26 protein-coding genes and 3 riboswitches are annotated in these 26631 nt (G+C 73.7%); of the genes, 21 read left to right on the top strand and 5 right to left on the bottom strand.

Going from position 1 to position 26631, the window contains the following annotated elements; translation table 11 throughout:
* Positions 1–30 precede the first annotated feature (30 nt).
* The gene (locus QSK22_RS14705) at positions 31–987 is read right to left on the bottom strand and encodes an ABC transporter substrate-binding protein (protein ID WP_285494705.1); all 957 of its coding nucleotides are present in this window, start codon (positions 985–987) and stop codon (positions 31–33) included.
* Between the two features lie 234 nt (positions 988–1221).
* Between QSK22_RS14705 and QSK22_RS14700 the strand changes: the two genes are divergently transcribed.
* From QSK22_RS14700 to QSK22_RS14655, 10 genes are all read left to right on the top strand, one after another.
* Positions 1222–2511: an amidohydrolase gene (locus tag QSK22_RS14700; protein WP_285494704.1), complete on the top strand. Its 1290-nt coding sequence runs from the start codon at positions 1222–1224 to the stop codon at positions 2509–2511.
* Positions 2508–3722 (top strand): threonine synthase, encoded by a 1215-nt coding sequence (locus QSK22_RS14695; protein WP_285494703.1) that lies wholly within the window; start codon positions 2508–2510, stop codon positions 3720–3722. The genes QSK22_RS14700 and QSK22_RS14695 overlap by 4 nt, the downstream gene beginning before the upstream one ends.
* Before the next feature lie 87 nt (positions 3723–3809).
* Positions 3810–4622 (top strand): ABC transporter ATP-binding protein, encoded by an 813-nt coding sequence (locus QSK22_RS14690; protein WP_285494701.1) that lies wholly within the window; start codon positions 3810–3812, stop codon positions 4620–4622.
* 28 nt (positions 4623–4650) lie between these two features.
* On the top strand, positions 4651–5562 hold the full coding sequence (locus QSK22_RS14685; protein WP_285494700.1) for an ABC transporter permease: 912 nt from the start codon (positions 4651–4653) through the stop codon (positions 5560–5562).
* Positions 5559–6554: an ABC transporter substrate-binding protein gene (locus tag QSK22_RS14680; protein ID WP_285494699.1), complete on the top strand. Its 996-nt coding sequence runs from the start codon at positions 5559–5561 to the stop codon at positions 6552–6554. Before QSK22_RS14685 ends, QSK22_RS14680 begins: the two co-directional genes overlap by 4 nt.
* A gap of 136 nt (positions 6555–6690) precedes the next feature.
* Positions 6691–7194 carry an anthrone oxygenase family protein gene (locus QSK22_RS14675; protein WP_285494698.1) on the top strand — a complete coding sequence of 168 codons (504 nt, stop codon included), beginning with the start codon at positions 6691–6693 and terminating at the stop codon, positions 7192–7194.
* Entirely contained in the window at positions 7176–7328 is a 153-nt protein-coding gene (locus QSK22_RS14670) for a hypothetical protein (protein WP_285494697.1), read from the top strand. Before QSK22_RS14675 ends, QSK22_RS14670 begins: the two co-directional genes overlap by 19 nt.
* 153 nt (positions 7329–7481) lie before the next feature.
* Positions 7482–7964, top strand: coding sequence for a cation:proton antiporter regulatory subunit (locus tag QSK22_RS14665; protein ID WP_285494696.1), 483 nt, complete (start codon positions 7482–7484; stop codon positions 7962–7964).
* Between the two features lie 7 nt (positions 7965–7971).
* A complete protein-coding gene (locus tag QSK22_RS14660; protein ID WP_285494695.1) occupies positions 7972–9231 on the top strand; it encodes a cation:proton antiporter in 1260 nt (419 codons plus the stop codon).
* Positions 9232–9399: 168 nt separating this feature from the next.
* Positions 9400–10365 carry a PDR/VanB family oxidoreductase gene (locus QSK22_RS14655; protein ID WP_285494694.1) on the top strand — a complete coding sequence of 322 codons (966 nt, stop codon included), beginning with the start codon at positions 9400–9402 and terminating at the stop codon, positions 10363–10365.
* A gap of 72 nt (positions 10366–10437) precedes the next feature.
* Here the strand turns inward: QSK22_RS14655 and QSK22_RS14650 are convergent, their stop codons facing one another.
* From QSK22_RS14650 to thiC, 3 genes are all read right to left on the bottom strand, one after another.
* Complete coding sequence (locus QSK22_RS14650) at positions 10438–10956, bottom strand: inorganic diphosphatase (RefSeq protein ID WP_285494693.1); 519 nt, start codon at positions 10954–10956, stop codon at positions 10438–10440.
* A gap of 16 nt (positions 10957–10972) precedes the next feature.
* On the bottom strand, positions 10973–11203 hold the full coding sequence (locus QSK22_RS14645; RefSeq protein ID WP_285494692.1) for a hypothetical protein: 231 nt from the start codon (positions 11201–11203) through the stop codon (positions 10973–10975).
* A 235-nt stretch (positions 11204–11438) separates the two neighbouring features.
* The gene (thiC, locus tag QSK22_RS14640) at positions 11439–13190 is read right to left on the bottom strand and encodes a phosphomethylpyrimidine synthase ThiC (protein WP_285494691.1); all 1752 of its coding nucleotides are present in this window, start codon (positions 13188–13190) and stop codon (positions 11439–11441) included.
* Positions 13188–13299, bottom strand: a riboswitch (TPP riboswitch). (Overlaps the previous gene by 3 nt.)
* 458 nt (positions 13300–13757) lie before the next feature.
* Between thiC and clsA the strand changes: the two genes are divergently transcribed.
* The 11 genes from clsA (at position 13758) to QSK22_RS14585 (ending at position 23597) form a co-directional block, all read left to right on the top strand.
* Positions 13758–14504 carry a cardiolipin synthase ClsA gene (gene clsA, locus QSK22_RS14635; protein WP_285494921.1) on the top strand — a complete coding sequence of 249 codons (747 nt, stop codon included), beginning with the start codon at positions 13758–13760 and terminating at the stop codon, positions 14502–14504.
* On the top strand, positions 14501–16999 hold the full coding sequence (locus QSK22_RS14630) for a mannose-1-phosphate guanyltransferase (protein ID WP_285494690.1): 2499 nt from the start codon (positions 14501–14503) through the stop codon (positions 16997–16999). Before clsA ends, QSK22_RS14630 begins: the two co-directional genes overlap by 4 nt.
* A gap of 85 nt (positions 17000–17084) precedes the next feature.
* Positions 17085–17735 (top strand): LysE family translocator, encoded by a 651-nt coding sequence (locus QSK22_RS14625; RefSeq protein ID WP_285494689.1) that lies wholly within the window; start codon positions 17085–17087, stop codon positions 17733–17735.
* A gap of 88 nt (positions 17736–17823) precedes the next feature.
* Entirely contained in the window at positions 17824–18696 is an 873-nt protein-coding gene (locus QSK22_RS14620; protein ID WP_285494688.1) for a DUF881 domain-containing protein, read from the top strand.
* Between the two features lie 42 nt (positions 18697–18738).
* Complete coding sequence (locus QSK22_RS14615) at positions 18739–19071, top strand: small basic family protein (RefSeq protein WP_285494687.1); 333 nt, start codon at positions 18739–18741, stop codon at positions 19069–19071.
* Positions 19068–19838 carry a DUF881 domain-containing protein gene (locus QSK22_RS14610; protein ID WP_285494686.1) on the top strand — a complete coding sequence of 257 codons (771 nt, stop codon included), beginning with the start codon at positions 19068–19070 and terminating at the stop codon, positions 19836–19838. Before QSK22_RS14615 ends, QSK22_RS14610 begins: the two co-directional genes overlap by 4 nt.
* A 283-nt stretch (positions 19839–20121) precedes the next feature.
* Entirely contained in the window at positions 20122–20661 is a 540-nt protein-coding gene (locus QSK22_RS14605) for a double zinc ribbon and FHA domain-containing protein (protein WP_285494685.1), read from the top strand.
* Between the two features lie 181 nt (positions 20662–20842).
* Positions 20843–21565, top strand: coding sequence for a transcriptional regulator FtsR (ftsR, locus tag QSK22_RS14600; RefSeq protein WP_285494684.1), 723 nt, complete (start codon positions 20843–20845; stop codon positions 21563–21565).
* A 142-nt stretch (positions 21566–21707) separates the two neighbouring features.
* Positions 21708–22178 (top strand): bifunctional nuclease family protein, encoded by a 471-nt coding sequence (locus QSK22_RS14595; RefSeq protein ID WP_285494683.1) that lies wholly within the window; start codon positions 21708–21710, stop codon positions 22176–22178.
* Between the two features lie 172 nt (positions 22179–22350).
* Complete coding sequence (locus QSK22_RS14590; RefSeq protein ID WP_285494682.1) at positions 22351–22524, top strand: hypothetical protein; 174 nt, start codon at positions 22351–22353, stop codon at positions 22522–22524.
* A gap of 473 nt (positions 22525–22997) precedes the next feature.
* Entirely contained in the window at positions 22998–23597 is a 600-nt protein-coding gene (locus QSK22_RS14585) for a MerR family transcriptional regulator (protein WP_285494681.1), read from the top strand.
* Positions 23598–23649: 52 nt separating this feature from the next.
* Here QSK22_RS14585 and QSK22_RS14580 read toward each other — a convergent pair whose 3' ends face one another.
* Positions 23650–26142 carry a flippase-like domain-containing protein gene (locus tag QSK22_RS14580; RefSeq protein WP_285494680.1) on the bottom strand — a complete coding sequence of 831 codons (2493 nt, stop codon included), beginning with the start codon at positions 26140–26142 and terminating at the stop codon, positions 23650–23652.
* 263 nt (positions 26143–26405) lie between these two features.
* Positions 26406–26501: riboswitch (glycine riboswitch) on the top strand.
* Positions 26502–26610, top strand: a riboswitch (glycine riboswitch).
* Positions 26611–26631 lie beyond the last annotated feature (21 nt).

The raw sequence follows: 26631 nt of genomic DNA, 5'->3' as shown, positions 1-26631 counted from the left end.
CCCGGCCCGCCGGCATCCGGACGGCTCCGGTCACTGGGCGCTGGACGCCGATGCGGACGGCGACTCTGACGGCGACTCTGACGGCGACTCTGACGGCGACTCTGACGGCGACTCTGACGGCGACTCTGACGGCGACGCCGAGCCGGTCACCGGCGGGTAGTCGACGTTCCCGCTGCCGGGCTTGAACTGCGCCGGGATCGCGCGGCCCGGGTAGTACTGCTGCTGCAGCCTGGTCCACGTGCCGTCTCTGATCACCTCGTCCAGGCCCTTGTTCAGCGCCGCGAGCAGCTCGGGGCGGTCGTGCGCGACGGCGAACGCGGTCGGCGCGGGGCTGAGCTCCTTGGCCGCCAGGACGACCTTGCCGCCGCTGTCCTTGGCGGTCTTCTCCCCGATCTCGGCGGGGGAGATCCAGGCGTCGGCCGTCTTGGTCTTCAGCTTGTTGAGGGCGCTGTTGTAGTCGGGCACGCGTACCGGGTTCAGCCCCTCCTTGGTGGCGTAGTCGTCTTGGACCGTGCCCTGGACGACCACGACGCGCTTGCCCTTGAGCTCCTGGAGGCTCTTGATCGGCGACCCGGCCGGCACGTCGAGGCCGAAGTAGCCGAAGTCGTAGCCGTTGGTGAACGAGACGGTCTTCTTGCGCGCCTCGGTGATGGTGATGGAGGAGCTGCCCACGTCGAACCGGTGCGCGGCCACCTGGGTCAGCAGGGCCGAGAAGTCGGTGCCGACGAACTCCACCTTGAGGCCGATCTTGGCGGCGACGGCGTTCAGCAGGTCGTTGTCGAACCCGGTGAACCTGCCGTCCTTGAGGTAGACGTTGGGCGGGGCGTCGGTCAGGGTGCCCGCCCGCAGCGTGCCCGCCTGGATCAGCTTGTAGGGGTTGCCGCCGGACGAGGCGTCCGACGAGTCCGACGATCCGCCTCCGCACGCGGTCAGGGTGAGTGCGGCGGACAGGGCGGCGATGGCGCCGAGGACGCGCTTGGGGAGCATGGTCTCCTCGCAGGGGTGTGCGCACAACGGACCGCGCCCTGGCGGCGGTGGCCGCGGGCACGGCATTCGGGGAAACGCGGCCGGGCGAAGCGGACGGAAGGTCGGATCGCCGGCCCGGTCGGCAACCAACTATACAAGTAGGAAAAGTCAGTTAGGTCCGCCCGATCGCCGCCGCCCGGGCGGGCGGCCGACCCCGGTGCGAGCGGTCCGGGCGAGATCATATGCTTTCCCGACATGAATGGTGGGATAGCGGTCGCGGAGCGGGACGTGGTCGGACTGCGCCGCCTCTTCCACGCGCATCCGGAGACCGCGTTCACCGAGCTGTGGACGTCGGTCGCGATCGCGGCGGAGCTCCGCAGGCTCGGCTACCGGGTGCGCACCGGCGCGGACGCCATCGACCTGTCCGATGTCCCGGCGCTGCCCGGCCCGCGGGAGCTGGCGCGCGCCGCGGACCGGGCGCGGGCGTGGGGCGCGGACGACGACGGGCTGCGGGCCGTACGCGACGGACACACCGCGGTGGTCGCCGAGCTCGACGGCGGCGCCCCCGGACCGGTGACCGCCGTCCGGATCGACATCGACGCGCTGCCCCTGGCGGAGTCCGCCGACCCCGGCCACGCGCCGGCGCGGGAGGGGTTCGCCTCGCGAGACCCCGAGGCCATGCACGCCTGCGGCCACGACGGGCACATCGCGGTGGGCCTCGAACTGGCGCGGCGGCTGGCGAACGGGGGTTTCCCCGGGCGGGTCCGGCTGCTGTTCCAGCCCGCCGAGGAGGGCGGGCGGGGCGCCCGCGCGATGCTCGGCGCGGGCGCCGTCGCGGACGTGGACCGCCTCTACGCGCTGCACCTCGGCGTCGGGCTGCCGGTCGGCGAGGTCGCCGCGGGCACCTGCGGCTTCTTCGCCAACGCCAAGCTGCGGGCGGTGTTCACCGGACGCCAGGCCCACGCCGCGCACGCACCCGAGGAGGGGCGCAACGCCCTGCTCGCCGCCGCCCAGGCGGTGCTGGGCCTGCACGCCCTGCCCCGGTTCGCCGCCGCCGACACGCGGGTGAACGTCGGAATGCTGCGCGCCGGGACGGCCCCCAACATCGTCGCGGCCGACGCCGAACTGCGGCTGGAGCTGCGGGCCACCGCCGGGCGCGTCTGCGACGAGCTGGAGCGCCGGGCCCGCGCCGTGCTGGCCGCCGCGGGCGCCGCGCACGAGGTCGGGGTGCGGACCGAGCGGATCGGCGCCGCCACGACGGCGGACTGCGACCCGGCCGCGGTGCGCGCGATCGCCGCGGCGGCCCGTTCGCTGCCCGCGGTGACGCGCGTCCACGACGCGCACCGGTTCGGCGCCAGCGACGACGCCACGTTCCTGATGCGGGCGGTCCAGCAGCAGGGCGGACAGGCGACGTACCTGGTGGTCGGGGCCTCCAGTCCCGCGCCGCACCACAATCCCGCGTTCGACATCGACGAGGCGTGCCTCGGCATCGCCGCCGACGTCCTGGAGCGTGCCATCCGCACGCCGGAGAAGGAGGCCCCGTGAGCTTCAGCCACCTGTCGCATCTGGAGTGCGGACGGTGCGGCGCCGTCCACGCCGCCGACCGGCCGCAGAACCTGTGCCGCAGGTGCGGGTCGCCGCTGCTGGCCCGCTACGACCTGGCCGCCGTCCGGGCGGCGGTGCGTCCCGCCGACCTCGCCGGCCGCCGGTCCGACCTGTGGCGGTACCACGAGCTGCTGCCCGTCGGCCGCGGCGACGCGGTGGTCACGCTCGGCGAGGGGATGACGCCGCTGCTGCCGATGCCCCGCTACGGCGCCCGCATCGGCCTGCCCGGCCTGCTGATGAAGGACGAGGGCCTGGTCCCCACCGGTTCGTTCAAGGCCAGGGGCGCCGCCGTCGGCGTCTCGCGCGCGGCCGAGCTGGGGATCAAGCGGCTGGCGATGCCCACCAACGGCAACGCCGGCGCCGCCTGGTCGGTCTACGGGGCCCGCGCCGGCCTGACCACGACCGTCGTCATGCCGGCCGACGCGCCGGAGATCACCCGGCGCGAGTGCGCGGCCGCGGGGGCGGACCTGACCGTGGTGGACGGCCTGATCAGCGACGCCGGGCGGATGGTCGGCGAGCTGGTGGCGCGCGAGGACGGGGAGGTCTTCGACGCCTCCACGCTCAAGGAGCCGTACCGCATCGAGGGCAAGAAGACCATGGGCCTGGAGATCGTCGAGCAGCTCGGCTGGCGGACGCCCGACGTGATCATCTACCCGACCGGCGGCGGCGTCGGCCTGATCGGCATCCACAAGGCGCTGACCGAGCTGGCGGAGCTGGGGTGGATCAGCGGCCCGCCGCCGCGCCTGGTCGCGGTCCAGGCCGCCGGGTGCGCGCCGATCGTGCGCGCGTTCGAGCGCGGCGAGCGGCACAGCGAGTTCTGGTCGGGGGCGACCACGGTCGCGTTCGGCATCAACGTGCCCCGGCCGCTCGGCGACTTCCTCATCCTCGACGCGCTGGCCGCGACCTCGGGCACCGCGATCAGCGTCACCGACGAGGAGCTGCTCGCCGACCTGCGCGCGGTCGCCGCCCTGGAGGGCGCCTTCGTCTGCCCGGAGGGGGCGGCCGCCTTCACCGCCGCCCGCAAGCTGCGCGAATCGGGCTGGCTCGCCGAGGACGACGAGGTCGTCGTGCTGAACACCGGCGCCGGCCTGAAGTACCCGCAGACGGTTGCGGTGGACGTCGAGGTCGTCCCGGCCCCGGACCCGGCCTGACCGGGCGGCCGCGCAGCGCACGGCACGGAGGCGGCATGATGAAACTTCACTTTTCCTATTGGATTACTCACTTTTGGGAGGAGTGCGGTGGGCGATGACGCAACAGCCGCCCGCGCCCGCGACGACGCGGCCCTGCTGGTCGTCGACCGGGTCGCGATCGGATACCGGCGGCAGGGGCGGTACCTGCCCGCGGTGGGGGAGGCGAGCTTCGAGGTCCGGCGCGGCGAGAAGGTGATGCTGCTCGGCCCCTCCGGCTGCGGCAAGTCCACGATCCTCAAGGCGGTCGCCGGATTCCTGCGGCCGTCGGCGGGCCGCATCGTCGTCGACGGCCGGGAGGCCCCGGAACCGGGCCCCGACCGCGCCGTCGTGTTCCAGGAGTTCGACCAGCTGTTCCCCTGGCGCACCGTCCTCGGCAACGTCGCCTACCCGCTGCGGGTGACGGGCGCCGACCGCGACACCGCCAGGCGCAGGGCCGCCGAATACCTGGAGCTCATGGGACTGCAGGGGGCGCTCGACAGCTACCCGCACCAGCTCTCCGGCGGGATGAAGCAGCGGGTGGCCATCGCCCGGGCGCTGGCCATCGACCCGCTCATGCTGCTCATGGACGAGCCGTTCGGCGCGCTGGACGCCCAGACCCGCGGCCGCCTGCAGCGGGAACTGGCCGACATCGCGGCGCGCACCAAGGTGACCCTGCTGTTCGTCACGCACAGCATCGACGAGGCGGTCCTGCTCGGCGACCGGGTGGTCGTGCTCGCGGGCCGCCCGTCGCACGTCGAGCGGATCGTCGACGTCAGCGGCCTGGACCGGCCGGACGCCCCCGGCTTCGCCGACGCCCGGCGCACCCTGCGCGCGCTGCTCGCCGAGGAGGGAGAGGACCTCGACCGTGCCTTCATCGACTGACACGCCTGACGCACCCGACGCCCCCGACGTGCCTGACACGCCTGACACGCCTGACACGCCTGACGCGTCTGACGCGTCTGACACGTCAGCCGGCGCGCCCGCCGCCGCGCCGCCCGGTGCGCGGGCCGCCGACACCGGCCGCGGCGGCACGCCCTGGTCGCGCCTGCCGACCTGGGCGCGGCGCACCGTCGTGTTCGCGGCGCTCATCGCGATCTGGCAGGCCTACGCGTCCCTGTCGGGGGTCAGCCGGTTCGTGTTCGTCGGCCCCGCCGACGTGGCGGAGGCGTTCGCGCGCGGCTGGGCGAACGGCGACATCGCCGCGGCCACCGCGACCACCATGCGGCTGCTGCTGACCGGCATGGGCATCGGCATCGCGCTCACGGTCGTGCTCACCGTGCCGGCGACGACCACGCGGATCGGCGACGACATCCTGACCCTGCTGACCTCCATGATCAACCCGCTGCCGTCGGTGGCGGTCCTGCCGCTGGCGATTCTGTGGTTCGGACTCACCGACTCGGCGCTGGTGTTCGTCACCGCGAACGCCGTGCTGTGGCCGATGACCGTCAACGTCAGCATGGGGTTCCGCACGGTCCCCGCCACGATCACGATGGTCGGCCGCAACCTGGGCCTGCGCGGCTGGCGGCTCACCCGCGACGTGCTCATGCCGGCCGCCCTGCCGCACGCCATCGCCGGGCTGAAGACCGGCTGGGCGTTCGGCTGGCGCACCATCATCGCCGCCGAGCTGGTGTTCGGCGTCGCCGGCGCGCACGGCGGCCTCGGCTTCTTCATCAACAACTCCCGTTACTTCGCACGAATCCCGGACGTGTTCGCCGGACTGGTGACGATCGCCGTCATCGGTATCGCCTTCGACCTGGTCTTCGGCTGGGTCGAGCGGCGCACGGTGGGCCGCTGGGGCATGAAGGAAGGCGCAGCGATATGACCTCGACCCTCTACACCCGCCGCCAGGCCCTGCGGCTGGGCGCCCTCGGCGCGGGCGCCGCGGCGCTGTCGGCCGCGTGCGGCGGCGGGGCCGCCGGCGGATCCGGCAAGGAGATCGGCATCGCCATCGGCTACGGGATCAGCTACGCCCCGTTCACCATCATCCAGGCCAAGCGGTGGCTGGAGGGGGAGCTCCCCGACCGCACGATCAGCTGGAAGATCATCTCCGGGGGCGGCACCGTCCGGGACGCGCTGCTGTCGGGCAAGCTCCACCTCGGCTGCTCCGGCCTGGGCCCGCTGCTCATCGGCTGGGACGCGGGCGTTCCCTGGAAGATCGTCTCGTCGCTGAACGACATGCCGCTGTGGCTGGTGGCCAAGGACCCCCGGTTCAAGAGCCTGCGCGACTTCCGGCAGGGCGACCAGATCGCCGCCGTTCAGCCGGGGTCCATCCAGTCGGTCATGCTGCAGAAGGCCGCCCAGCAGCAGCTCGGCGACCCGCACGCGCTGGACAAGAACATCGCGACCATGGCCCATCCCGAGGCCCTGGAGGCGCTGCTCGGCGGTCAGATCGCCGCCGCCTACACCTCCCCGCCGTTCCAGTTCCAGGCCGTGGAGCAGGGCGCCCGCAAGCTGGTGGACAGCTACGACCTGTTCGGCAAGCACGGCTTCAACGTGGTCGCCGCGACCGAGCAGTACGCCGAGCAGAACCCCGACGTCCTCACAGCGGTGCACAAGGTGATCGCCCGCGCCAACGACTTCATCACCAGGCAGCCCGCCGAGGCGGCGAAGATCCTCGTGGACGCCGAGAAGGGCAAGATCACCGCGGAGCAGTACGAGAAGTACCTGACCTACGAGGGCATCGAGTTCACCACCACCCCGCACGGCCTGGTGAAGCTCGCCGCGTTCATGAAGGAGATCGGCGTCATCAAGAAGGCGCCGTCCGACTGGCGCGATGTCGTTTTCGACACCGTCCGCAACGAGAACGGCTCCTGAGCCCGGCCCGCCGGCCCGGCACCGTGGACGCCCGCGTATGCGGTCGAGCGTCCCGGCGATGTCGCCGCGCGGCCCGCGCCGGTTGACTCGGTGACGCGCGGCGGCACGGGGCCGCCGGCGGGAGGAGAACGAGACTGTGAAGACCACCCTGGCGGCCGTTCCGGCGGCCCTGTCGATCCTGATGACCGCCGGGACGGCCGGGACGTTCTTCGGCTTCTCGACCGGGGTGATGCCCGGGCTGGGCGCGGCGCGCGCGTCCGCGGCGATCGACGCGATGCAGGGCATCAACCGGCGCATCCAGAACCCGGTGTTCCTGGGGGCGTTCCTGCTCGCGCCGGTCGCGGCCGGGACGGCGGGCGTGCTGCTGCTGGGCTCCGGCCGGCGGGCGGCCGGCCTGCTGTTCCTGTCGGCGGGCGCCGTCTACGTGCTGGGCGCCCTGCTGCCGACGGTGGTCGTCAACGTGCCGATGAACAACGCCCTGGACGTCACGGCGATCCCCTCCGACCCGGCCGAGGCCGCCCGGGTCTGGGCGGACTACACCGGGCGCTGGACGGCCTGGAACACCGCCCGCGCCGTGTTCAGCGGCGCCGGCGTCCTGCTGATGGCGCTGGGCTGCTTCAAGTGGGGCGCGAACCGCTGACCGCTCCGCGCCGGCCCGTGCAGGCCGGGACGCCCGCGTATGCGGCCGGGCATCTCGGCGATGCCGCCGTGCCCGCCGCGCCCTCCGACTCGGGGACGCGCGGCGGCGCGGTGCTGCCGCCGTCCCCGTCGTGATCTACCTGCTTTCGCCTTTAAGCTGGCACAGCGTTACAAAGCGTGCGCATGGTGCACTGCCCATCGCGTGGGTGAAAAGATCACAATGCGGACACTTGTCCGCTGGTCCGGGCCCGTGACGGGGGCCGAACGACGGGCGCAGAGGGAGAGGCCATGGACGTCGAACGGACGACACTGCCGGGGATCGGGTTGCGGCACGTGCTAACCACCAGCCGCGGCCGCCAGATCGGGGTGGTGACGCATCGCACCGACCGCCGTGACCTGGTGATCTACGACAAGGAGGACCCGGACACCTGCGTGGTGTCGGTCGCGCTGACCGGCGAGGAGGCCAACGCGCTGGCCGAGCTGCTCGGCTCGGGCCGGGTCGTGGAGCGCCTGGCCGAGCTGCACCGCGAGGTGGAGGGCCTGGTCACCCAGCAGTTCCCGATCGCCGCGGGCTCCCCGTTCGACGGGCGCCCGCTCGGCGCCACCCAGGCCCGCACCCGCACCGGCGCGTCCATCGTGGCCGTGGTGCGCGAGGGCCGCGTGCACGCCAGCCCCCGGCCCGACTTCGTCTTCCACGAGGGCGACACCGTCGTCGTGGTCGGCACCGAGGAGGGCACCGCCGCCGTCGCCGAGATCCTGGCGAGCGGGTGAGGCGCGGATGGAGTCTGCCGTCCAGCTCATCGAACTCGGTGCGATCATCCTGGCCCTGGGCCTGCTGGGCGCCGTGGCCGTACGGTTCTCGATCTCGGCGATCCCGCTGTATCTGGTGGCCGGGCTGGCATTCGGCTCCGGTGGCGTACTACCGCTGACGACCAGCGAGGAGTTCGTCTCCATCGGCGCCGAGGTCGGGGTCATCCTGCTGCTGTTCACCCTCGGCCTGGAGTACACCGCCGGCGAGCTGGTCGGCACGCTGCGCACCTCGGCCCCGGTCGGGCTGGCCGACCTGGTCCTGAACGCCGCACCCGGAGTGGTGGCGGCGCTGCTGCTCGGCTGGGGCCCGGTGGCGGCCGTCGTCATGGGCGGCGTCACCTACGTCACCTCCTCGGGCATCACCGCCAAGGTGATGGGCGACCTCGGCTGGCTGGGCAACCGGGAGACCCCCAGGGTGCTGTCGGTGCTGGTCTTCGAGGACCTGGCGATGGCCGCCTACCTGCCCATCGTCACCACGCTGCTGGCCGGCGCCGGGCTGCTGGCCGGCGCCAAGACCCTGGCGATCGCCGCCGCCACCATCACCGTGATCCTCATCGTGGCGCTGCGCTGGGGACGGCTGGTGGAGCGGTTCGTCGAAAGCCCCACCGACGAGGTGCTGCTGCTGAAGGTGCTGGGCCTGACGGTGCTGGTCGCCGGCCTGGCCCAGCAGCTGCAGGTCTCGGCGGCGGTCGGCGCGTTCCTGGTGGGCATCGCGCTGTCGGGGCCGCTGGCGCACTCGGCGCGCGAGGTGCTCACCCCGCTGCGGGACCTGTTCTCCGCGGTGTTCTTCGTCTTCTTCGGCCTGCACACCGACCCGGCCGAGCTGCCGCCGGTGTTCGGTGCGGCCGCGCTGCTCGCCGTGGCCGGGATCGCCGCCAAGCTGGCCACCGGCTGGCTGGCCGCCCGCCAGGCGGGCGTGGGCCCCACCGGTCGGCTGCGCGCCGGCGCCTCGCTGGTGCCGCGCGGCGAGTTCAACATCGTCATCGCCGGGCTGGCCGTCTCCGCCGGGATCAACCCGCGGATCGGGCCGCTGGCCGCCGCGTACGTGCTGATCCTGGCGATCGCCGGGCCGCTGCTGGCCCGCTGCGCCGAGCCGCTGGCCCGCAAGCTGCGGCGCAAGCACCCGCCCGAGAAGGCGATCGACGACGAGCCCGTCCGCGAACGCTCCGGCGGGCGCTCCGACGCCGACGACGACGAGCCCAGCCCGGCCGCGAACCCCGTCGGCTGACCGGCAGGTCCGTGCCGCCGGCGACGCGATCGGGGGCCGCCGTGCACGCCGCGGCGGCCCCCGACGTCTGATGTTTTCCATTCGCCGGAAAAGCTGCTGCTCCGCGGCGGGGCCGTGCCCCAGGCTTCCGGGTGACCGTCCCCCGGCGGCGCCCAAGGAGAGCAGAGCATGCCCGTGCAGGATCCTCCCCGTACCGAGGTCGACCTGGACGTCGTCCTGGACGGCAGGCGGCCCGTCGCCGAGGACGTGGTGCTGCTGACGCTGCGCCGCGCGGACGGCGGGCCGTTCCCCGCCTGGGAACCCGGCGCGCACGTCGACCTGGTGCTCGCCCCCGGCCTGGTCCGCCAGTACTCGCTGTGCGGCGACCCCGCCGACCGGTCGGTGCTCCAGGTCGCGGTGCTGCGCGAGCGGGACGGCCGCGGCGGCTCCGAGCACGTGCACCGGCGGCTGGCCGAAGGCGACCGGCTGGCCGTCCGCGGCCCCCGCAACCACTTCCCGCTGGTCGCCGCGGACCGCTACCTGTTCATCGCGGGCGGCATCGGCATCACCCCGATCATGCCGATGCTGGCCGCAGCCCACGCGTCCGGCGCCGACTGGAGGCTGGTGTACGGGGGCCGCACCCGCGCGTCGATGGCCTTCCGAACCGACCTGGAACACGCGTACGGCGACCGCGTCAGCGTCCGCCCCCAGGACGAGACGGGCCTGCTCGACCTCGACGCCCTGCTCGGGGCGCCGGACGAACGCACCCAGGTGTACTGCTGCGGCCCCGAACCGCTGCTGGCCGCCGTGGAGGAGCGCTGCGCCGCCTGGCCGCCCGGCGCCCTGCACGTCGAACGCTTCACCCCCAAAGACGACACCGGCCCGCGCGGGTCGTTCGAGGTGGAGCTGGCCCGGTCCGGCAGGACGCTGACCGTGCCGCCCGGCAAGTCCATCCTGCAGGTGGTGGAGGAGGCGGGCGTGCAGGTGCTGTCGTCCTGCCGGGAGGGCACCTGCGGCACCTGCGAGACCGAGGTGCTGGGCGGCGAGCCCGACCACCGCGACTCGGTGCTCACCGACGAGGAGCGCCGGTCCGGCGAGATCATGATGATCTGCGTCTCCCGCGCCCGCGGCGCCCGCCTCACCCTCGACCTGTGAGCCCCCGCCGTCCCACGGCGCCGCTCATGACGGCGCTCATGACGGGGCTCATGACGGGGCTCATGACGGCGCTCATGATGGGGCGGACGCGATGCGGCCGCGCAGGCCGCCGCTCGTGTGCGCCCGGTCGAACGACGCGCACACCTCCCGCTCGGCCGCCGCGCGGTCCTGCCAGCCGCGCACGTCGGCCTCCTTGCAGGGCTCCAGCTCCTTGTAGATGTCGAAGAAGTGCCCGATCTCGGCCAGCACGTGCGCGGGCACGTCGGCGAGCTCCCGCAGCTCGGCGTACCTGGGGTCGCGCGCCGGCACGGTGAGGATCTTGGCGTCCGGCCCCTTCTCGTCCAGCATCCAGAACACCCCGAGCGGCCGGACCGACGCCAGGCAGCCCGGGAAGGTCGGCTCCTCCAGCAGCGCCATGGCGTCCAGCGCCTCCCCGTCCTCGGCGCGCGTGCCCGGGATGAAGCCGTAGTCGACCGGATACTGCGTAGCGGTGAACAGCAGCCGGTCGAGCCGGATGCGGCCCAGCCCGTGGTCCATCTCGTACTTGTTGCGAGACCCCTTCGGGATCTCCACGACGATGTCGAACTCCACCTCCGCCTCCTCGCTGCTACCGCGCGCCCGCGCGTTCCTGCCCGAGCCGTCCCGCCACCGCCACAGCCGGCGCCCGCCCGCCCCGGCGGCGGCGCTCGACCGCGACCTCCTCCAGCGCTTTGCCGCGGCGGGCCGCCGGCACCACCGACGCGCCCCCGTCCGCGAAGGCCGGCGCGGTGGCGCAGCCGATCCCGCTGGACGCAACGGTGGTCACGACGACGGCGTTCTCGTCTCTCACCCGGACCACCGAACCTCCTCGCACCGGCGCACCGGCCGACCCGACGGTGCCGGTCCGGCCGGTGCCGACCGTGCGGCCACATACCCGGGGCCGCGCGCGGCATGCGGACATGCGCCGGGTACCCGGCGCGATGTCCGAACAATGGCGATTCGGGGTTCGTCTCGGACGTGCGAACCCGGTCGGAACACGCGAACACGCCCGTCCGTCCCGGCCGCGGCGGCGCCCGCGACGGACGGGCGGCGGATCAGGCGTCCGACGGGGTGATCGGCAGGTAGATGCGGCCGCCGGACGCGGTGAACTCGGCGGCCTTCTCACGCATCCCCGCCTCCAGCGCCTCGGACCCGGTCAGCGACCGCTCCTCGGCGTACCGGCGCACATCCTGTGTGATCTTCATCGCGCAGAAGTGCGGCCCGCACATCGAGCAGAAGTGCGCGGTCTTGGCGGGCTCGGCCGGCAGCGTCTCGTCGTGGAAGGCGCGGGCGGTGTCGGGGTCCAGGGAGAGGTTGAACTGGTCCTCCCAGCGGAACTCGAACCGCGCGTCCGACAGCGCGTCGTCCCACGCCTGCGCCCCCGGATGCCCCTTGGCCAGGTCCGCGGCATGCGCGGCGATCTTGTAGGCGATCACGCCCGCCTTGACGTCGTCGCGGTCCGGCAGGCCCAGGTGCTCCTTGGGCGTGACGTAGCACAGCATCGCGGTGCCGTACCAGCCGATCATCGCCGCGCCGATCGCGGAGGTGATGTGGTCGTAGCCGGGCGCGATGTCCGTCGTCAGCGGGCCCAGCGTGTAGAACGGCGCCCCGCCGCACAGCTCCCGCTGCAGGTCGACGTTCTCCTTGATCTTGTGCATGGGGACGTGCCCCGGGCCCTCGTTCATCACCTGGTTGTCGTACTCGGCGGCGATCCGGGTCAGCTCGCCCTGCGTGCGCAGCTCGGCGAACTGCGCCTCGTCGTTGGCGTCGGCGATCGACCCGGGGCGAAGCCCGTCGCCCAGCGACCAGGTGATGTCGTAGGCCGCGAAGATCTCGCACAGCTCGCGGAAGTTGGTGTAGAGGAAGTTCTCCTTGTGGTGCGCCAGGCACCACGCCGCCATGATCGACCCGCCGCGCGAGACGATGCCGGTCTTGCGGCGCGCGGTCAGCGGGATGTACCGCAGCAGCACCGCGGCGTGCACCGTCATGTAGTCCACGCCCTGCTCGGCCTGCTCGATGACGGTGTCCCGGAAGATCTCGTAGGTCAGCTCGGCCGGGTCGCCGCCGACCTTCTCCAGCGCCTGGTAGAGCGGCACCGTGCCGACCGGGACGGGGGAGTTGCGCAGGATCCACTCGCGGGTGGTGTGGATGTCGCGTCCGGTGGACAGGTCCATGACCGTGTCGGCGCCCCACCGCGTCGCCCACGTCATCTTGTCCACCTCCTCCTCGATGGAGGAGGCCACCGCCGAGTTGCCGATGTTCGCGTTGACCTTGCACTTGAAAGCGGAGCCGATCACCATCGGCTCGGACTCGGGGTGGTTGACGTTGGCCGGCAGCACCGCCCGTCCCGCCGCCAGCTCCTCGCGGACCACCTCGGGCGGCACCCCCTCGCGCAGCGCCGCGAACTCCATCTCCGGGGTGATCTCCCCGCGCCGCGCGTACGCCCGCTGCGTCACCGCCCCGCCGGTGGCCCGGCGCGGCCGGCGCTTCGGGAAGGCCCCCTGGTCGCGCAGCGGGTCGGCGGACCGGCGGCCGTCGTCCTCCGGCCGGACGGGCCGCCCCTCGTACTCGGCGGTGTCGCCGCGTTCGGCGATCCACCCGGCTCGCAGGGCGGGCAGGCCGCGCCGCACGTCGACGACGTAATTAGGGTCGGTGTACGGCCCGGAGGTGTCGTACAGCACCACCTTCGCGCCGTTGGTCAGCGACACCTCCCGCATGGGGACGCGCACGTCGGGACGCGACCCGACGAGATACGTCTTGCGGACGGGAAGGCCGTTGCGGACAGGCGTGGAAACGCTGTCGGTCATGATGACGTGATCTCTCCCTACGCCGGCATTACCCGGTCAGGTTCCAGCGGTCGGCGGCCGTATCAGCCGCGATCTCAGCCCGGTTCGCCGGGCCCCCGCGATCTGTCGCGCCGACGCTAACCTGCGGCACCCCCGTTGCCGCAACCCGGGATCATGAGGTAAGGCGGGGCCGCCGCTCCCCGCCCGGACTCGCGTTCCGGGGCCGTCGGCTCCGGCGCGCAACACCGGCCGGGCCGCGCCTGCGCGTCCGGCGCCGCCGGCGGTGAGCATGTGACGAACGCCATCGCGCGCGTCCCGCCCGGTCGGCCCACCGGGCGGTTCGGCGCCGACCCGACGGGCATGCGGGTGCCGCAAAGGGCCGGACGCCACCGGGGGGTTCCACAAGCCGACCGGTAGGGTCAGGATCTAGGGGACAGAGATGCGTTGTCCTGCCTGGCCGGTGGGCCCGGACCGAGGAGAGCGAGCGCGTCAGTGATGGCAGTCGTGGGCGGGGGGACGGGGGGCGTGGCGCCCCGAGCCGAACGTGGGGCGTCGCCGCCCGGGAGCGCACCGGGAGCCGGGGGGCCGCTGCGCGAGCAGCCGCCGCCCGGCGGGAACGACGCCGAGACGGCGTCCGGCCGGATCTGGACGATCCCGAACCTGCTGAGCTTCGCGCGCCTGCTCGGCGTGCCGCTGTTCCTGTGGCTGGTGCTGGTCGGCGCCGACTGGTGGGCGCTGGGCGTGCTGGTGTTCGCCGGCCTGTCGGACTGGCTGGACGGCCGCCTGGCCCGCGCCCTCGACCAGACCAGCAGGCTCGGCATGGTGCTGGACCCGGCCGCCGACCGGCTGTACATCCTGGTCACCCTGATCGGCCTGACCGTCCGCGAGGTCATCCCGCTGTGGCTGGTGGTCCTGCTGGTCGGCCGGGAGGTCGCGATCGCGCCGATCATGCCGCTGCTGCGGCGCCTGGGCTACGGCGGGACGCTGCCGGTGCACTTCGTGGGCAAGGCCGCCACGCTGTGCCTGCTGTACGCCTTCCCGCTGCTGCTGCTGGGCGACCACGACGGCGCCGTGGCCACCGCCGCCAAGATCGTCGGCTGGTGCTTCGCGATCTGGGGGACGGGCCTGTACTGGTGGGCCGCCGCCCTCTACTGGTGGCAGGCGCGGCAGCTGATGCAGGCCGGTCCGATCGCCGACGGGGAAGAGGCCGCGGGGGAGGCGCCCGCCGGCGAACCGCCCGGCCGGGACGAGCACGGCGACGCGTCCGGCGCGCCGCCTCCGCCGGACGGGAACCCCCCGTCCGGCCGACAGGAGGGAGCGGACACACCCCGATGAAGGCCGTCGTGATGGCGGGCGGCGAGGGGACGCGGCTGCGTCCGATGACCGCCAACCAGCCCAAGCCCCTGCTCCCGCTCGTCAACCGGCCGATCATGGAACACGTGCTGCGGCTGCTCAAACGGCACGGGTTCACCGAGACCGTGGTGACCGTGCAGTTTTTGGCCGCGCTGATCCGCAACTACTTCGGCGACGGCGAGGAGCTGGGCATGGCGCTCAGCTACGCCACCGAGGACGTGCCGCTGGGCACCGCGGGCAGCGTCAAGAACGCCCAGGAGGCGCTGCGCGACGACCGGTTCCTGGTGATCTCCGGGGACGCGCTCACCGACATGGACCTGACCGACCTGGTCCGCGCGCACGAACGCAACGGAGCCCTGGTCACCATCGGGCTCACACGGGTCCCCGACCCGCTGGAGTTCGGCATCATCATCGTGGACGGCCAGGGCCGCGTCCAGCGGTTCCTGGAGAAGCCCACCTGGGGCCAGGTGTTCTCCGACACCGTCAACACCGGCATCTACGTGATGGAGCCGGAGGTGCTCGACCACGTCGCCGCCGGCGAGCCGGTCGACTGGTCCGGCGACGTCTTCCCCGAGCTCGTCGCGCGCGGCGCACCGGTCTACGGGTACATCGCCGACTGCTACTGGGAGGACGTGGGCACCCACGACAGCTACCTCAAAGCGCAGGCCGACATGCTGTCCGGGCTCGTCGACGTCGACTTGGGCGGGTTCGAGCTGTCCCCCGGGGTGCGGGTGGCCGAGGGCGCCGAGGTGGACGCCGACGCGGTGCTGAAGGGCCCGCTGTACATCGGCGACTACGCCAAGGTCGAGGCCGGGGTGGAGCTGCGCGAGTTCACCGTCCTCGGCAGCAACGTGGTGGTCAAGGAGGGCGCCTTCCTGCACCGCGCGATCGTGCACGACAACGCGTTCGTCGGCCCCTCGGCCAGCCTGCGCGGCTGCGTGATCGGCAAGAACACCGACATCATGGCCGGCGCCCGCGTCGAGGAGGGCGCGGTCGTCGGCGACGAGTGCGTCGTCGAGGCCGAGGCGTACCTGTCCAACCAGGTCAAGGTGTACCCGTTCAAGACCGTCGAGGCGGGCGCGGTGGTCACCACCAGCGTGATCTGGGAGTCGCGCGGACAGCGCACCCTGTTCGGCCCGCGCGGGGTGTCCGGCCTGGTCAACGTGGAGATCACCCCCGAGCTGGCGGTGCGGCTGGCCAGCGCCTACGCCACCACCCTCGCCAAGGGCAGCACCGTCACCACCGGCCGCGACGCCTCGCGCGCCGCCACCACCCTCAAACGCGCCGTGATCAGCGCGCTGACCTCCAGCGCCATCAACGTCCGCGACCTGGAGGCGTGCCCGCTGCCGATGGCCCGCCACGAGACCGCACGCGAGGAGTGCGCGGGCGGCATCTACATCCGCACCACCCCCGGCGACCCGCAGGGCGTGGACATGCTGTTCATGGACGCCGACGGCGCCGACCTGTCCCAGGCCGCCCAGCGCAAGCTGGAGCGGGTGTTCGGCCGCCGGGAGTACCGGCGCGCCTTCCCCGGCGAGATCGCCGAGCTGACCTACCCGTCCCGCACCGTCGGCACCTACACCCGTGAGCTGCTGCGCGACGTCGACATGTCCGGAGTGCGCGAGGCCGGGCTGAAGATCGTGCTGGACTGCGCGGGCGGCACCGCCTCGCTGGTGCTGCCGACGCTGCTCGGCGGGCTCGGGGTGGAGGTGCTGACCCGCAACAACGTCCTGGACGAGGTCAATCCCACCGAGACGCTCGCCGAGCGCATGCGCGACCTGCAGCGCCTGGGCGAGCTGGTGTCCTCGGCGCGGGCGGCGTTCGGGGTGCGGTTCGACCCGGTGGGGGAGCGGATCTCGCTGGTCGACGAGAACGGCGAGCTGATCGGCGACGGCCGCGCCCTGCTGGTCATGCTGGACCTGGTGGCCGCCGAACGGCGCGGCGGACGGGTCGCGCTGCCGGTCACCACCACCCGCGTCGCCGAGCAGGTCTGCCGCCTGCACGGCGTGCAGGTCGAGTGGACCTCCACCGCCCGGGACGTGCTCACCCGCGCCGCCGCCCGGCCCGGAGTGATCTTCGCCGGGGACGGCCGGGGCGGCTTCGTCATGCCGGAGTTCGGCACCGCGGTGGACGGCGTCGCCGCGTTCGTCCGCCTCGTCGGGCTGGTCGCGCGGACCCGGCTGACGCTGTCGCAGATCGACCGGCGCATCCCCGAGGCGCACCTGCTCACCCGCTCGGTGCCCACCCGGTGGGCGGCCAAGGGCGGCGTGATGCGGCACGTGGTCGAGGCGGCGGGCGGCCGCACGATCGACACCACCGACGGCGTGCGCGTCGTCGAGGACGACGGCCGCTGGGTCCTGGTGCTGCCCGACCCCGCCCAGCCCGTCACCCGCCTGTGGGCCGAGGGGCCGGACGCCGACGCCGCCCAGGCCCTGCTGGAGGAGTGGGCCGCCGTCGTCGAACGCGCCGCCGCCTAGCCCGCCGGATTCGGCCGCCCGGAGGTTTCGCTCCAAGATCACCGAACTTGCTACGCTCGGGGCACATCTCCGACAAGGGGTTTCGATGATTACAGCGGGTGCGTTTCTCGGCATCGCGGCGGTGGCGCTCGGCCTGGTGCTGACGCCCGGCCCCAACATGATCTACCTGGTGTCCCGTTCGATCACCCAGGGCCGCCGGGCCGGGCTGATCTCGCTGGGCGGGGTGGCGACCGGTTTCGCCGTGTACGCCGTCGCCGCCACCGCCGGGCTGACCGCGGTGTTCGCGCTGGTCCCCGCCGTCTACACCGCCGTCAAACTGGCCGGCGCCGCGTACCTGCTGTGGCTGGCCTGGCAGGCCGTGCGCCCCGGCGGCACCGCGGTGTTCGCGCCGCGCGAGCTGCCCGCCGACCCGCCGCGCCGCCTGTTCGCCATGGGCCTGCTCACCAACCTGCTCAACCCGAAGATCGCAATCCTGTACGTGTCGCTGCTGCCGCAGTTCGTCGACCCCGCCCGCGGCCACGTCGCCGCGCAGAGCCTGCTGCTGGCCCTCACCCAGATCGCCATCGCGGTCACCGTCAACGGCCTGATCGTGCTGGGCGCGGGCTCGATCGCCCGGTTCCTGGCCCGCCACCCGGCCTGGCAGCGCGTCCAGCGGTACGTGATGGGCTCGGTGCTGGGCGCCCTCGCGGTGCACCTGGGCCTCGACCGCTCCCGCGCCGCCGCCGCGACCCCCTGACGCGCCGGCCCGGCCCGCCGCGGTTCGCGACGCAGGTCACAGCGGCCGACCTGCACGTCGTCCCCCGCGGCCTTGCCATGATGGGGCGGTGACCAGCCGCAGACCCGACGCCCCCGACGCGCCCGCCGCCAGACGTCCGGACGCCTCCATGTCGCTGCTGGCCGACCTGTTCGCCGGCAGGCTGCTCGACCCCGGCTACGCCGACGCCGCCGCCCGCCGCGCCGCCTCCGGCGGGCCCGCCCCGCGCGGGCGGCTGCGCGGCACCGGCGTGCTGCTGGTCCTGGTGCTGGTCGGCGTGCTGCTGGCCGCGGCGTCCGCGCAGGCGCGGCGCAGCCGGCCGGTCGCCGCTGAGCAGCGGGCCCGGCTCGTCGCGCAGATCCGCGCCCGCACGAGCGGCAACGACGCCCTGCAGCGGCGGCTGGAGCAGGTCCGCGACGAGACCGAGCGGGCCCGCGCCATGGCGCTGGCCCGCAGCGCCGAGGGGCGCCGCGTGCGCGGCGAGCTGTCCACCGCCGCGGCCGCCGCCGCGGCCACCCCCATCTCCGGGGACGGCCTGGTCGTCACCGTCGAGGACGCCGACCGGGCCGACCAGGACGACCGGCGCGGCGACGAGGGCCGGGTCTATGATCAGGACCTTCAGGTGCTGGTCAACGGGTTGTGGGCGGCCGGGGCCGTCGCCATCGCCGTCAACGGCCAGCGGCTCACCCCCACCACCGCGATCCGCTCGGCGGGGGAGGCCGTGCTGGTGGACTACCGTCCGCTCAGCAGCCCCTACCGGGTGACCGCCGTCGGCGACCCCGGCCGGATGCGCGACGCCTTCGGCGGCTCGGCCGCCGACCGGCGGCTGCACGCGCTGGAGGACCGCTTCGGCATCGGCTACCGGATCCGCCGCGTCGAGGGGCTGCAGCTGCCCGCAGCGGGCGTCCTGCGGCTGCGGCACGCCCGCGCGGCCGGCTCGTGAGGCGCTGGTGAGGGGGAGGACAGTGGAAGAGGAGACCCGGTCGTGATCGCGCTCATCGGCCTGGTGATCGGCGTGGCGCTCGGCCTGCTGCTGGACCCGACGGTCCCGCTGTGGCTGCAGCCCTACCTGCCGATCGCGATCGTGGCGGCGCTGGACGCCCTGTCCGGCGGAGTGCGGGCCCGGCTGGAGGGCGTGTTCGACGAGAAGGTGTTCGTCGTCTCGTTCGTCAGCAACACCGTGATCGCCGCGCTGATCGTCTTCCTCGGCGACCAGCTCGGGGTGGGCTCGCAGCTGTCCACCGGCGTGGTGGTCGTGCTCGGCATCCGCATCTTCTCCAACGCGGCCGCCATCCGCCGCAGGCTGTTCGGCGCATGAGCGGCGCACCAGACGACAAGGCCGGCGCGATCGAGGACCCGGCCGGCGCACCTGAGAACCCGGCCGGCGCATCCGGCGGGCGGCCCGGCGGCGCGCGGCTCCTGCTGGACCTGCTGCGCCCGCGCACCTCCCGCGGGCAGCTCCTGGGCGGCCTGCTGTGCCTGGTGCTCGGCTTCGCCATCGTGGCGCAGGTGCGCGCCACCCAGAACGACGGCGTGTTCGCCACGGCCCGCCAGGACGAGCTCGTGGGCATCCTGTCGGATCTGTCACAGCGGTCCGAGCGGCTGCGCGCCGACATCCGGGAGCTGGAGGCCACCAAGGCCGGGCTGGAGCGCGACGCGCAGGGCGAGACCGCGCTGCGCGAGGCCCGCGAACGCGCCACCACCTACGGCCTGCTGGCGGGCACCCTGCCCGCCGAGGGCCCCGGCATCGAAGTGGTCATCGACGACCCGCGCGGCGCCGTGCGCGCCCTCAACCTGCTGGACGCCCTGCAGGAGCTTCGCGACGCCGGCGCCGAGGTCATCCAGATCGGGGACGTGCGGGCCGGGGCCGACACCTACTTCCTGGACGCCCCCGGCGGCGGCGTGGTCGCCGACGGACGGCGCCTGAGCGCCCCGTACCGGTTCCTGGCCATCGGCGACGCCCACACCATGACCACCGCGCTGAACATTCCCGGCGGCGTCGTGCGCACCCTGCGCGGCCTCGGCGCCACCGTCACGATCACTTCGAGCACACGGTTGGCGGTCAGCGCGATACGGTCTGGATAGGGATTTCGCAACGGTGATCGAATCGCGTCCCGCGCGGCGGCGTAGACCTGCGATCATTGAGAAAGGTAGCTTGGGGGGCAGCCGGCCCGCCGTTCCGGTTGACCCCTCGGGCCCCACCCGCGTAGGTTGCGGCAACCGTCGCCTGAACGGGCGGCGGGCTGGACCGCGGCCGGGCGGGTCCCCGGTGTGGGGTTGGTAGAAGGGATGCGCGTGGCGCAGGCGGCACCCGCGAGGAGCGGGCCGCCGCGTGCGGCACGCCGATGGTAGGAGGCCGAGCCGATCGATGCCGAGCGTCTACTGCACGCAGTGCGGTCACGCCAACCCGGATGATGCCCGCTTCTGCTCCAATTGCGGCACTCCGCTGACGCGGGGCGCGGGCTCGCCCCTGCCTCCCCGGGAGTCGCCGGGCGAGTCCACCTCGACCATCTCGATCGCCGGGATCGAGGCGCTCGCCGACGACACCGACCAGGCGGCCGAGCCGTCCGGCGCCGACCAGGTCACGGCGGAGGCGCTGCCGCCGGGCACCGCGCTGCTGGTGGTCAAGCGGGGCCCCAACGCGGGCAGCCGCTTCCTGCTGGACAAGGACCGCACGTCGGCCGGCCGCCACCCCGAGAGCGACATCTTCCTCGACGACGTCACCGTCTCGCGCCGGCACGCCGAGTTCGCCCGCGAGGGCGGCGCCTTCTGGGTGCGCGACGTGGGCAGCCTCAACGGCACCTACGTCAACCGGCAGCGAATCGACCAGGCGGGGCTGTCGGGCGGCGACGAGGTCCAGATCGGCAAGTTCCGGCTGGTGTTCCTGACCAACCCGCAGCACGGCTGACCGGGCGGGGATCCGGCGCGCGGGCGGACGACACCATGACGGCGACCACAGCGGCGACCACCACGCCGGCCACGACGCCGGCCACGACGCCGGCCACGACGCCGGCCACCTGGTCGGCGGGGGCGGCGGCCATGACGGCGAGGGGGCACGGCACGGGAACACGGCCGGGAGGAGAGGCACCATGACCGCGCAACCGGCCCGGACCCTGATGACGATCGGGGACGTCCTGGAGCTGCTGCGGCCGGAGTTCCCGGACGTGACCATCTCCAAGATCCGCTTCCTGGAGTCCGAGGGCCTGATCGCACCCGCCCGCAGCCCGGCCGGCTACCGCAAGTTCAGCCCGGCCGACGTGGAGCGGCTGCGGTTCATCCTGACCGCCCAGCGCGACCACTACCTGCCGCTGCGGGTGATCCGCCAGCACCTGGAGGCGTTGGACCGCGGCGAGCCCGCCCCGCCGCTCGGCTCCCGTCGCGACGGCGGCCCCGGACGCCGCCTGCGCACCCTGGTCGCCGCCGACGCCACCGCTCCCGGCCAGGCGGTCCGGCTCACCCGCCGCCAGCTGCTCGACGGCGCCGGCATCGACGACGCCCTGCTGGCCGAACTGGAGGAGTACGGCCTGGTCCGCCGGACCGGCGCCTACTACGACGCCGAGGCGCTCACCGTGGCCCGCACCGCGGCCGCCCTCGGCCGGTTCGGCGTGCAGGTGCGGCACCTGCGCGCGGCCAAGGCCGCCGCCGACCGGCAGGTCGGGCTGATCGAGCAGGTGGTCGCCCCGCAGCTGCGCCGCCGCAGCCCGGGCGCCCACGAGCAGGCCGCCGAGGCCGCCCGCGAGATCGCCGAGCTGTGGGTGCGGCTGCACGAGGCGCTGGTCTCCGCGGGGCTGCGGGAAACCCTTGACCCCTGATCACGGATCTGACGGAGGTTATTGCCGCGCGCTCGGCGGGGGCCACCGTCCGATGCTGGGTGTACGTTGGGCCTTAGGGTTCGGTCAGACTTCGATCCGGGCACGTGGTGATCGAAACAGCGAGGACCAGCAGGGAGCCGCAGTGAAGCAGATGGAGGTCGTCGGCGTCCGGGTCGAGATGCCCTCCAATCAGCCGATCGTCCTGTTGAAGGAGAGCGACGGCGACCGGTACCTGCCCATCTGGATCGGGGCGGTCGAGGCGACCGCGATCGCCTTCGCCCAGCAGGGGGTGCTGCCGGCCCGGCCGCTGACCCACGACCTTTTCCGCGACGTGCTGGACGCGCTGAGCGTCCAGCTGCGCACCGTGAACATCACCGCCCTGCGCGAGGGCATCTTCTTCGCCGACCTGGTCTTCTCCAACGGCGTGGAGGTCAGCGCCCGCCCGTCCGACTCGATCGCGCTGGCGCTGCGCACGGGCGCGACCATCTTCGCCAGCGAGGACGTCCTCGAGGAGGCCGGCGTGGCCATCCCCGACGAGCAGGAGGACGAGGTCGAGAAGTTCCGCGAGTTCCTCGACACCATCACCCCCGAGGACTTCGGCCGCGCCGGCTGACGCGCCGGGCGCGCCCCTCCTCGCGGGCTCTGCTGAACGTGGCCGACTCCGGCCGCTCTTCCCCCCTTCCCCCGCACTCGCCCCGCCGCGGCATGCCCGGCCCGGTGGCCTCTTCGCGCTGAAATCGCGGTTTTCTTGTCAGGCCGGCCGGATCGACGGCACAGTGGGGCGCATGCGGCGTCCGGGCGGGAACTCGTGGCGGCGCAGGTTCCGGCGCTGGCTGAGGCGCGTGAGCGCCGAGGCCGACCGGGACCTGCGCGAGCGCATGGAGGCGCGCAAGGAGGAGGTGCGCGCGCAGATCGACGCGGCGCGGCCCGACTGGAACCACTACCACAGCCCCGACTGAGGCGATCTGCGTCCGCGCGGGACCCGGCGGCGGCCCGTTCGCGGAGCCGGAACCTCAGAAAAGTCTGGCCGGTATTGGTTAGGTGGCCGCCGGGTAAGGGCATTGGCCCCGTGAGGATGTGCGGTCGTCTCTTTCCGGGGGAGTATGGCGTGTGACATGCGGCACTGCCGTACAGGGGCGGACGGCGCCCCGCGAGGGCGCGCGCCGCCGCTGCAAGATCATGCTCTGATCTGTGTGAACTTGCGGCGCGGACGGCCCGGCGTTCGGCTCCGGAGGCGGCGGGGTAGGAGAGAATGAGTGCGAAGGTGTGCAGTTTGCCCACGTGAAGGCGGTTCATCCGGGCATGCGACGCGCCGACGACGAACGTTGACCACACTCTGACCGGCACCTACCGTGCTGGTGGAACACTCGTGGCGTCATTCGTCAAACCCCCTTGACGGAACGCCGCGGGCTGATAGAAGCCGGAGGTCCGCGTGGCGGTGAGCAGCGGCGAGGGCAAGGCGACCCCCGACAGGCAGATGGCGTCCCAGCGTGCCGGAGAGCAGGGACTGCTGTTCGACACCGAGGTGTCGGCGCCGCCTGAGGATGTCGGCTACCGCGGCCCCACGGCGTGCGCGGCCGCGGGGATCACCTACCGTCAGCTCGACTACTGGGCGCGCACCGGCCTGGTGGAGCCCAGCGTGCGGGCCGCGCACGGGTCGGGCAGCCAGCGCCTGTACAGCTTCCGCGACATCCTGGTGCTCAAGGTGGTCAAGCGGCTGCTGGACACCGGGGTCTCGCTGCAGCAGATCCGGACCGCCGTGGCCCACCTGCGCGACCGCGGCGTCCCGGACCTGGCGCAGATCACCCTGATGAGCGACGGGGTCAGCGTCTACGAGTGCACCTCGGCCGACGAGGTCGTCGACCTGCTGCAGGGCGGGCAGGGCGTGTTCGGCATCGCGCTGGGCCGGGTGTGGCAGGAGGTCGAGGGCAGCCTCGCCGAGCTGCCCGGCGAGAGAGCCACCGCCGACGGCCCCGCCCACCATCCCCACGACGAGCTGGCGCACCGCCGCCGCGCCCGCCGCACGGGCTGACGCCCGCGGCGGCCGGGCGGCCCGGAGCCGGGCCGAATTCGGCTGGATCGGGCTAGATCGCCTCTTTGCGCTGCAGGTAGGCGAAGGCGGCCCAGCCCGGCAGGACCGGCAGCCAGAAGGTCAGCAGACGGAACAGCAGCACCGCCGAGGTGGCGGTGTCGGCGGTGAGCCCCGAGATCGTCAGCGCCAGCGTCAGGGCGCCCTCGACGGCGCCCAGACCGCCGGGCGTCGGCGCGGCCGAGCCCAGGGCGTTGCCGGTGAGGAACACCACCGCCACGGCCGTCCACGGCAGCGACCCGCCGAACGCGCGGACGCAGGCGTCCAGGCACACCACGAACCCCGCCGTCAGCAGCAGCGTGCCGCCCACCCCCTGGACGATCTTGCGGGGCGACTGCAGGACGTCCACCAGCCGCGGCACCACCCCGGAGAACATGGCGCGCAGCCGGGCCGCCACGAACCGCCGCACCTTCGGGATGGTCAGCGCGATCCCGGTCAGCACCGCCAGCCCCAGCAGCACGATCACCACGGTCCGCGACGGGGTCAGGTCCTTGGTGGCGTTGTGCGTGGAGCCGGTGATGAACCCGAACACGATCAGCAGCAGGATGTGCACCACCATGCCCATCAGCTGGGACGCGCCGACGCTGGCGACCGCGGGCCCGGGCCGCACGCCCGAACGCTGCAGGTAGCGGGTGTTGAGCGCCACGCCGGTGACCGCGGCGGGCGCGACCAGCTTGACGAACGACGCGGCCAGCTGCACCAGCACGGTGCGGCCCAGCGGCAGCCGCTCGGGCACGAATCCCATCAGCATCAGCGCCGCCGCCAGGTAGGTGACCGCCGCGGCGGCCAGCCCGACCGCCGCCCACCACCACTCGGCCTGCGCGATCAGGGTGGGCAGGTTCACGCTCGACAGCTGCGGCACCACGATGTAGGCGGCGGCGGTCAGCGCGACGATCGACAGGATGGTGCGCGGCCGGAACCGCTCCAGCCGCACCGGCGCGGCCTCGATCTCGGGCTTGAGCCGCAGGATCTGCTCGCGGATGCGGGGCAGCAGCTCCCGGTCCTGCCGGACCGCCGCGCGGGTGGACCGCGACAGCGCCACCCGCTGCAGCAGCGGCACCGCCCCGGCCAGCGGCCCGTCGCCGAGGACCCGCGCCGCGGACCGGACGGCGCGTTCCGGCCCGACCCGCAGCGCCACCGTGGTCAGCAGCTGCGCCAGGTCGATCCGCAGCGCCAGGTCGCCCGCGGCGATCTCGCCCGAGCGGGGGTCGACGACGCGGACGCGGCCGTCGTCGCCGACCAGGATCGCATCGCCCTCCAGGCGGCGGTGCGCCAGCCGGGCGGCCTGCAGCCGCCGCAGCTGCTGCCACACGTCGTCCAGCAGCTCGTCGGTGATCTCGGCGTCCAGGACGGCGTCCAGCGGCCGCCCGGGCACGTGCTCGTAGGCCAGCAGCGCCGCCTCGGTGCCGACCTCGCAGGTGGCCACCAGCCGCGGCGTGCGCACCCCCGCCGACTCCATGGCGTAGGCCATGAGCGACTCCTGCTCCAGCGAGCGGCGCAGCGAGCGCAGCGCCCGCCGGGTGGAGCCGCTGCGCAGCCGCACCAGCCGCCACACCCGGTACAGCAGCCCGGCGGTCTGCTGGTCGCGGTCCAGCACGGTGACCCGCAGCTGCCAGTCGCCGCGCGGCAGGGCGCGCCCGGTGGCGTCGGTGGGCGCCTCGCCGGGGGAGTGCGCGGTCGCCACGGTGTAGCGGCGCGGGTCGTCGGCGGCGCCGGGCACCTGCCGCCCGCGGACAGGCCGCAGCCCCAGCCGCTCCAGCGCGGCCAGCACGGCGGTGCCGGGCGGCCGCGGGTTGGGGGTGCCGACCGCGTACAGGGTGCCGTGGCCGATGGCGCTGCCGAGGCAGTAGGTGGCGGCCAGCGCCGCCACCGACGCGGTCGCGGCGGTCAGGCCGGTCAGCGCCGCCAGCCCGATCATCGTCCAGGTGACGGCCTGCCAGCGGGTCCGGCCGGCCATGCCGACCGCGGTGACGAACGCGATGACCGGCGTGATGTCGGTGTGCACGGGCGCGGTGTCGGTGCCGCCCCAGATCAGCGAGTCCAGCACCCCGCCGGGCGCGGCCGGGACGACCAGGTCGTCCAGCAGGACGGTGAGGACGAACGCGATCACCGCGGCCAGCAGCGCGATCGCGACCCGCACCCCGTCCTTGTGGAACAGCCGTTCGACCGCGAACGCCACCGGCACCGCCAGCACCCCGAAGCTGGACACGAGCGTGGCCAGGGTGAGCAGGAACCGGGGGGCGTGCGCGGTGCCCTCGGCGATGTCGGTCTGCAGGCCGTGCGTGGTCTGCTGGGCGAACGACACCAGCAGCATGATCCCGACCAGCCCGGCCACCGCGGCGGCGAACCGGATGGCGTCCGAGGACCGCCGGATCCGGTCGGGCCGGGCCGGCTCCTCCACCGGCACGCCGACCGGCGCCGCCGTACCGGGAGGCGCCGTCTCCTCCTGGGTCTGCGTCACCGCCGCACCGCCGTCCGGACCTGTCATCGTGATGAGCGTTCCAGAACCGGCGGCGTCGCGTCGAGAGGCGCGCGCACCGTGCCGCGCCCCCGTCCGCCCCCGGCCGGGAACAGTGTTCGCCCTGCGCCCGCGGCGATCGTCCCGTCCGTGAGCTGTGGTTATCGTACTGGCGGCCTGCCGTGGCTCCCGAGCGGGACACCGCGAGCCCGCCGTCCCGCGCCGCCGGGGTCGTCCCCCCGGCGGACGATCGCCACGGAGCTTTTGGATAGAGTTCCCATAAAGGACGCCGTCGACCCTGTGCGGGAGAGACCCCACGCCGCCAGCGTGGGGCGCCGAAGGGGCAACCCTCCCCGGAACCTCTCAGGCAAAAGGACCGCTCAGGCGAGGCACCTCTGGAAAGCAGGCGCCGCCCCCGAAAGGGGCGGGGGCGCCTCACCGAAGGGGAAACCCCGTTCCGCGGGTGAAGCTCTCAGGTGCCGAGACAGAGGGGGAGACCGGTCGCCGGACCGCGCCAGC

This window comes from Actinomadura sp. NBRC 104425 (genome assembly GCF_030269545.1).
GTDB lineage: Bacteria > Actinomycetota > Actinomycetes > Streptosporangiales > Streptosporangiaceae > Spirillospora > Spirillospora keratinilytica.
This window is presented reverse-complemented; position numbering and strand designations above follow the sequence as displayed.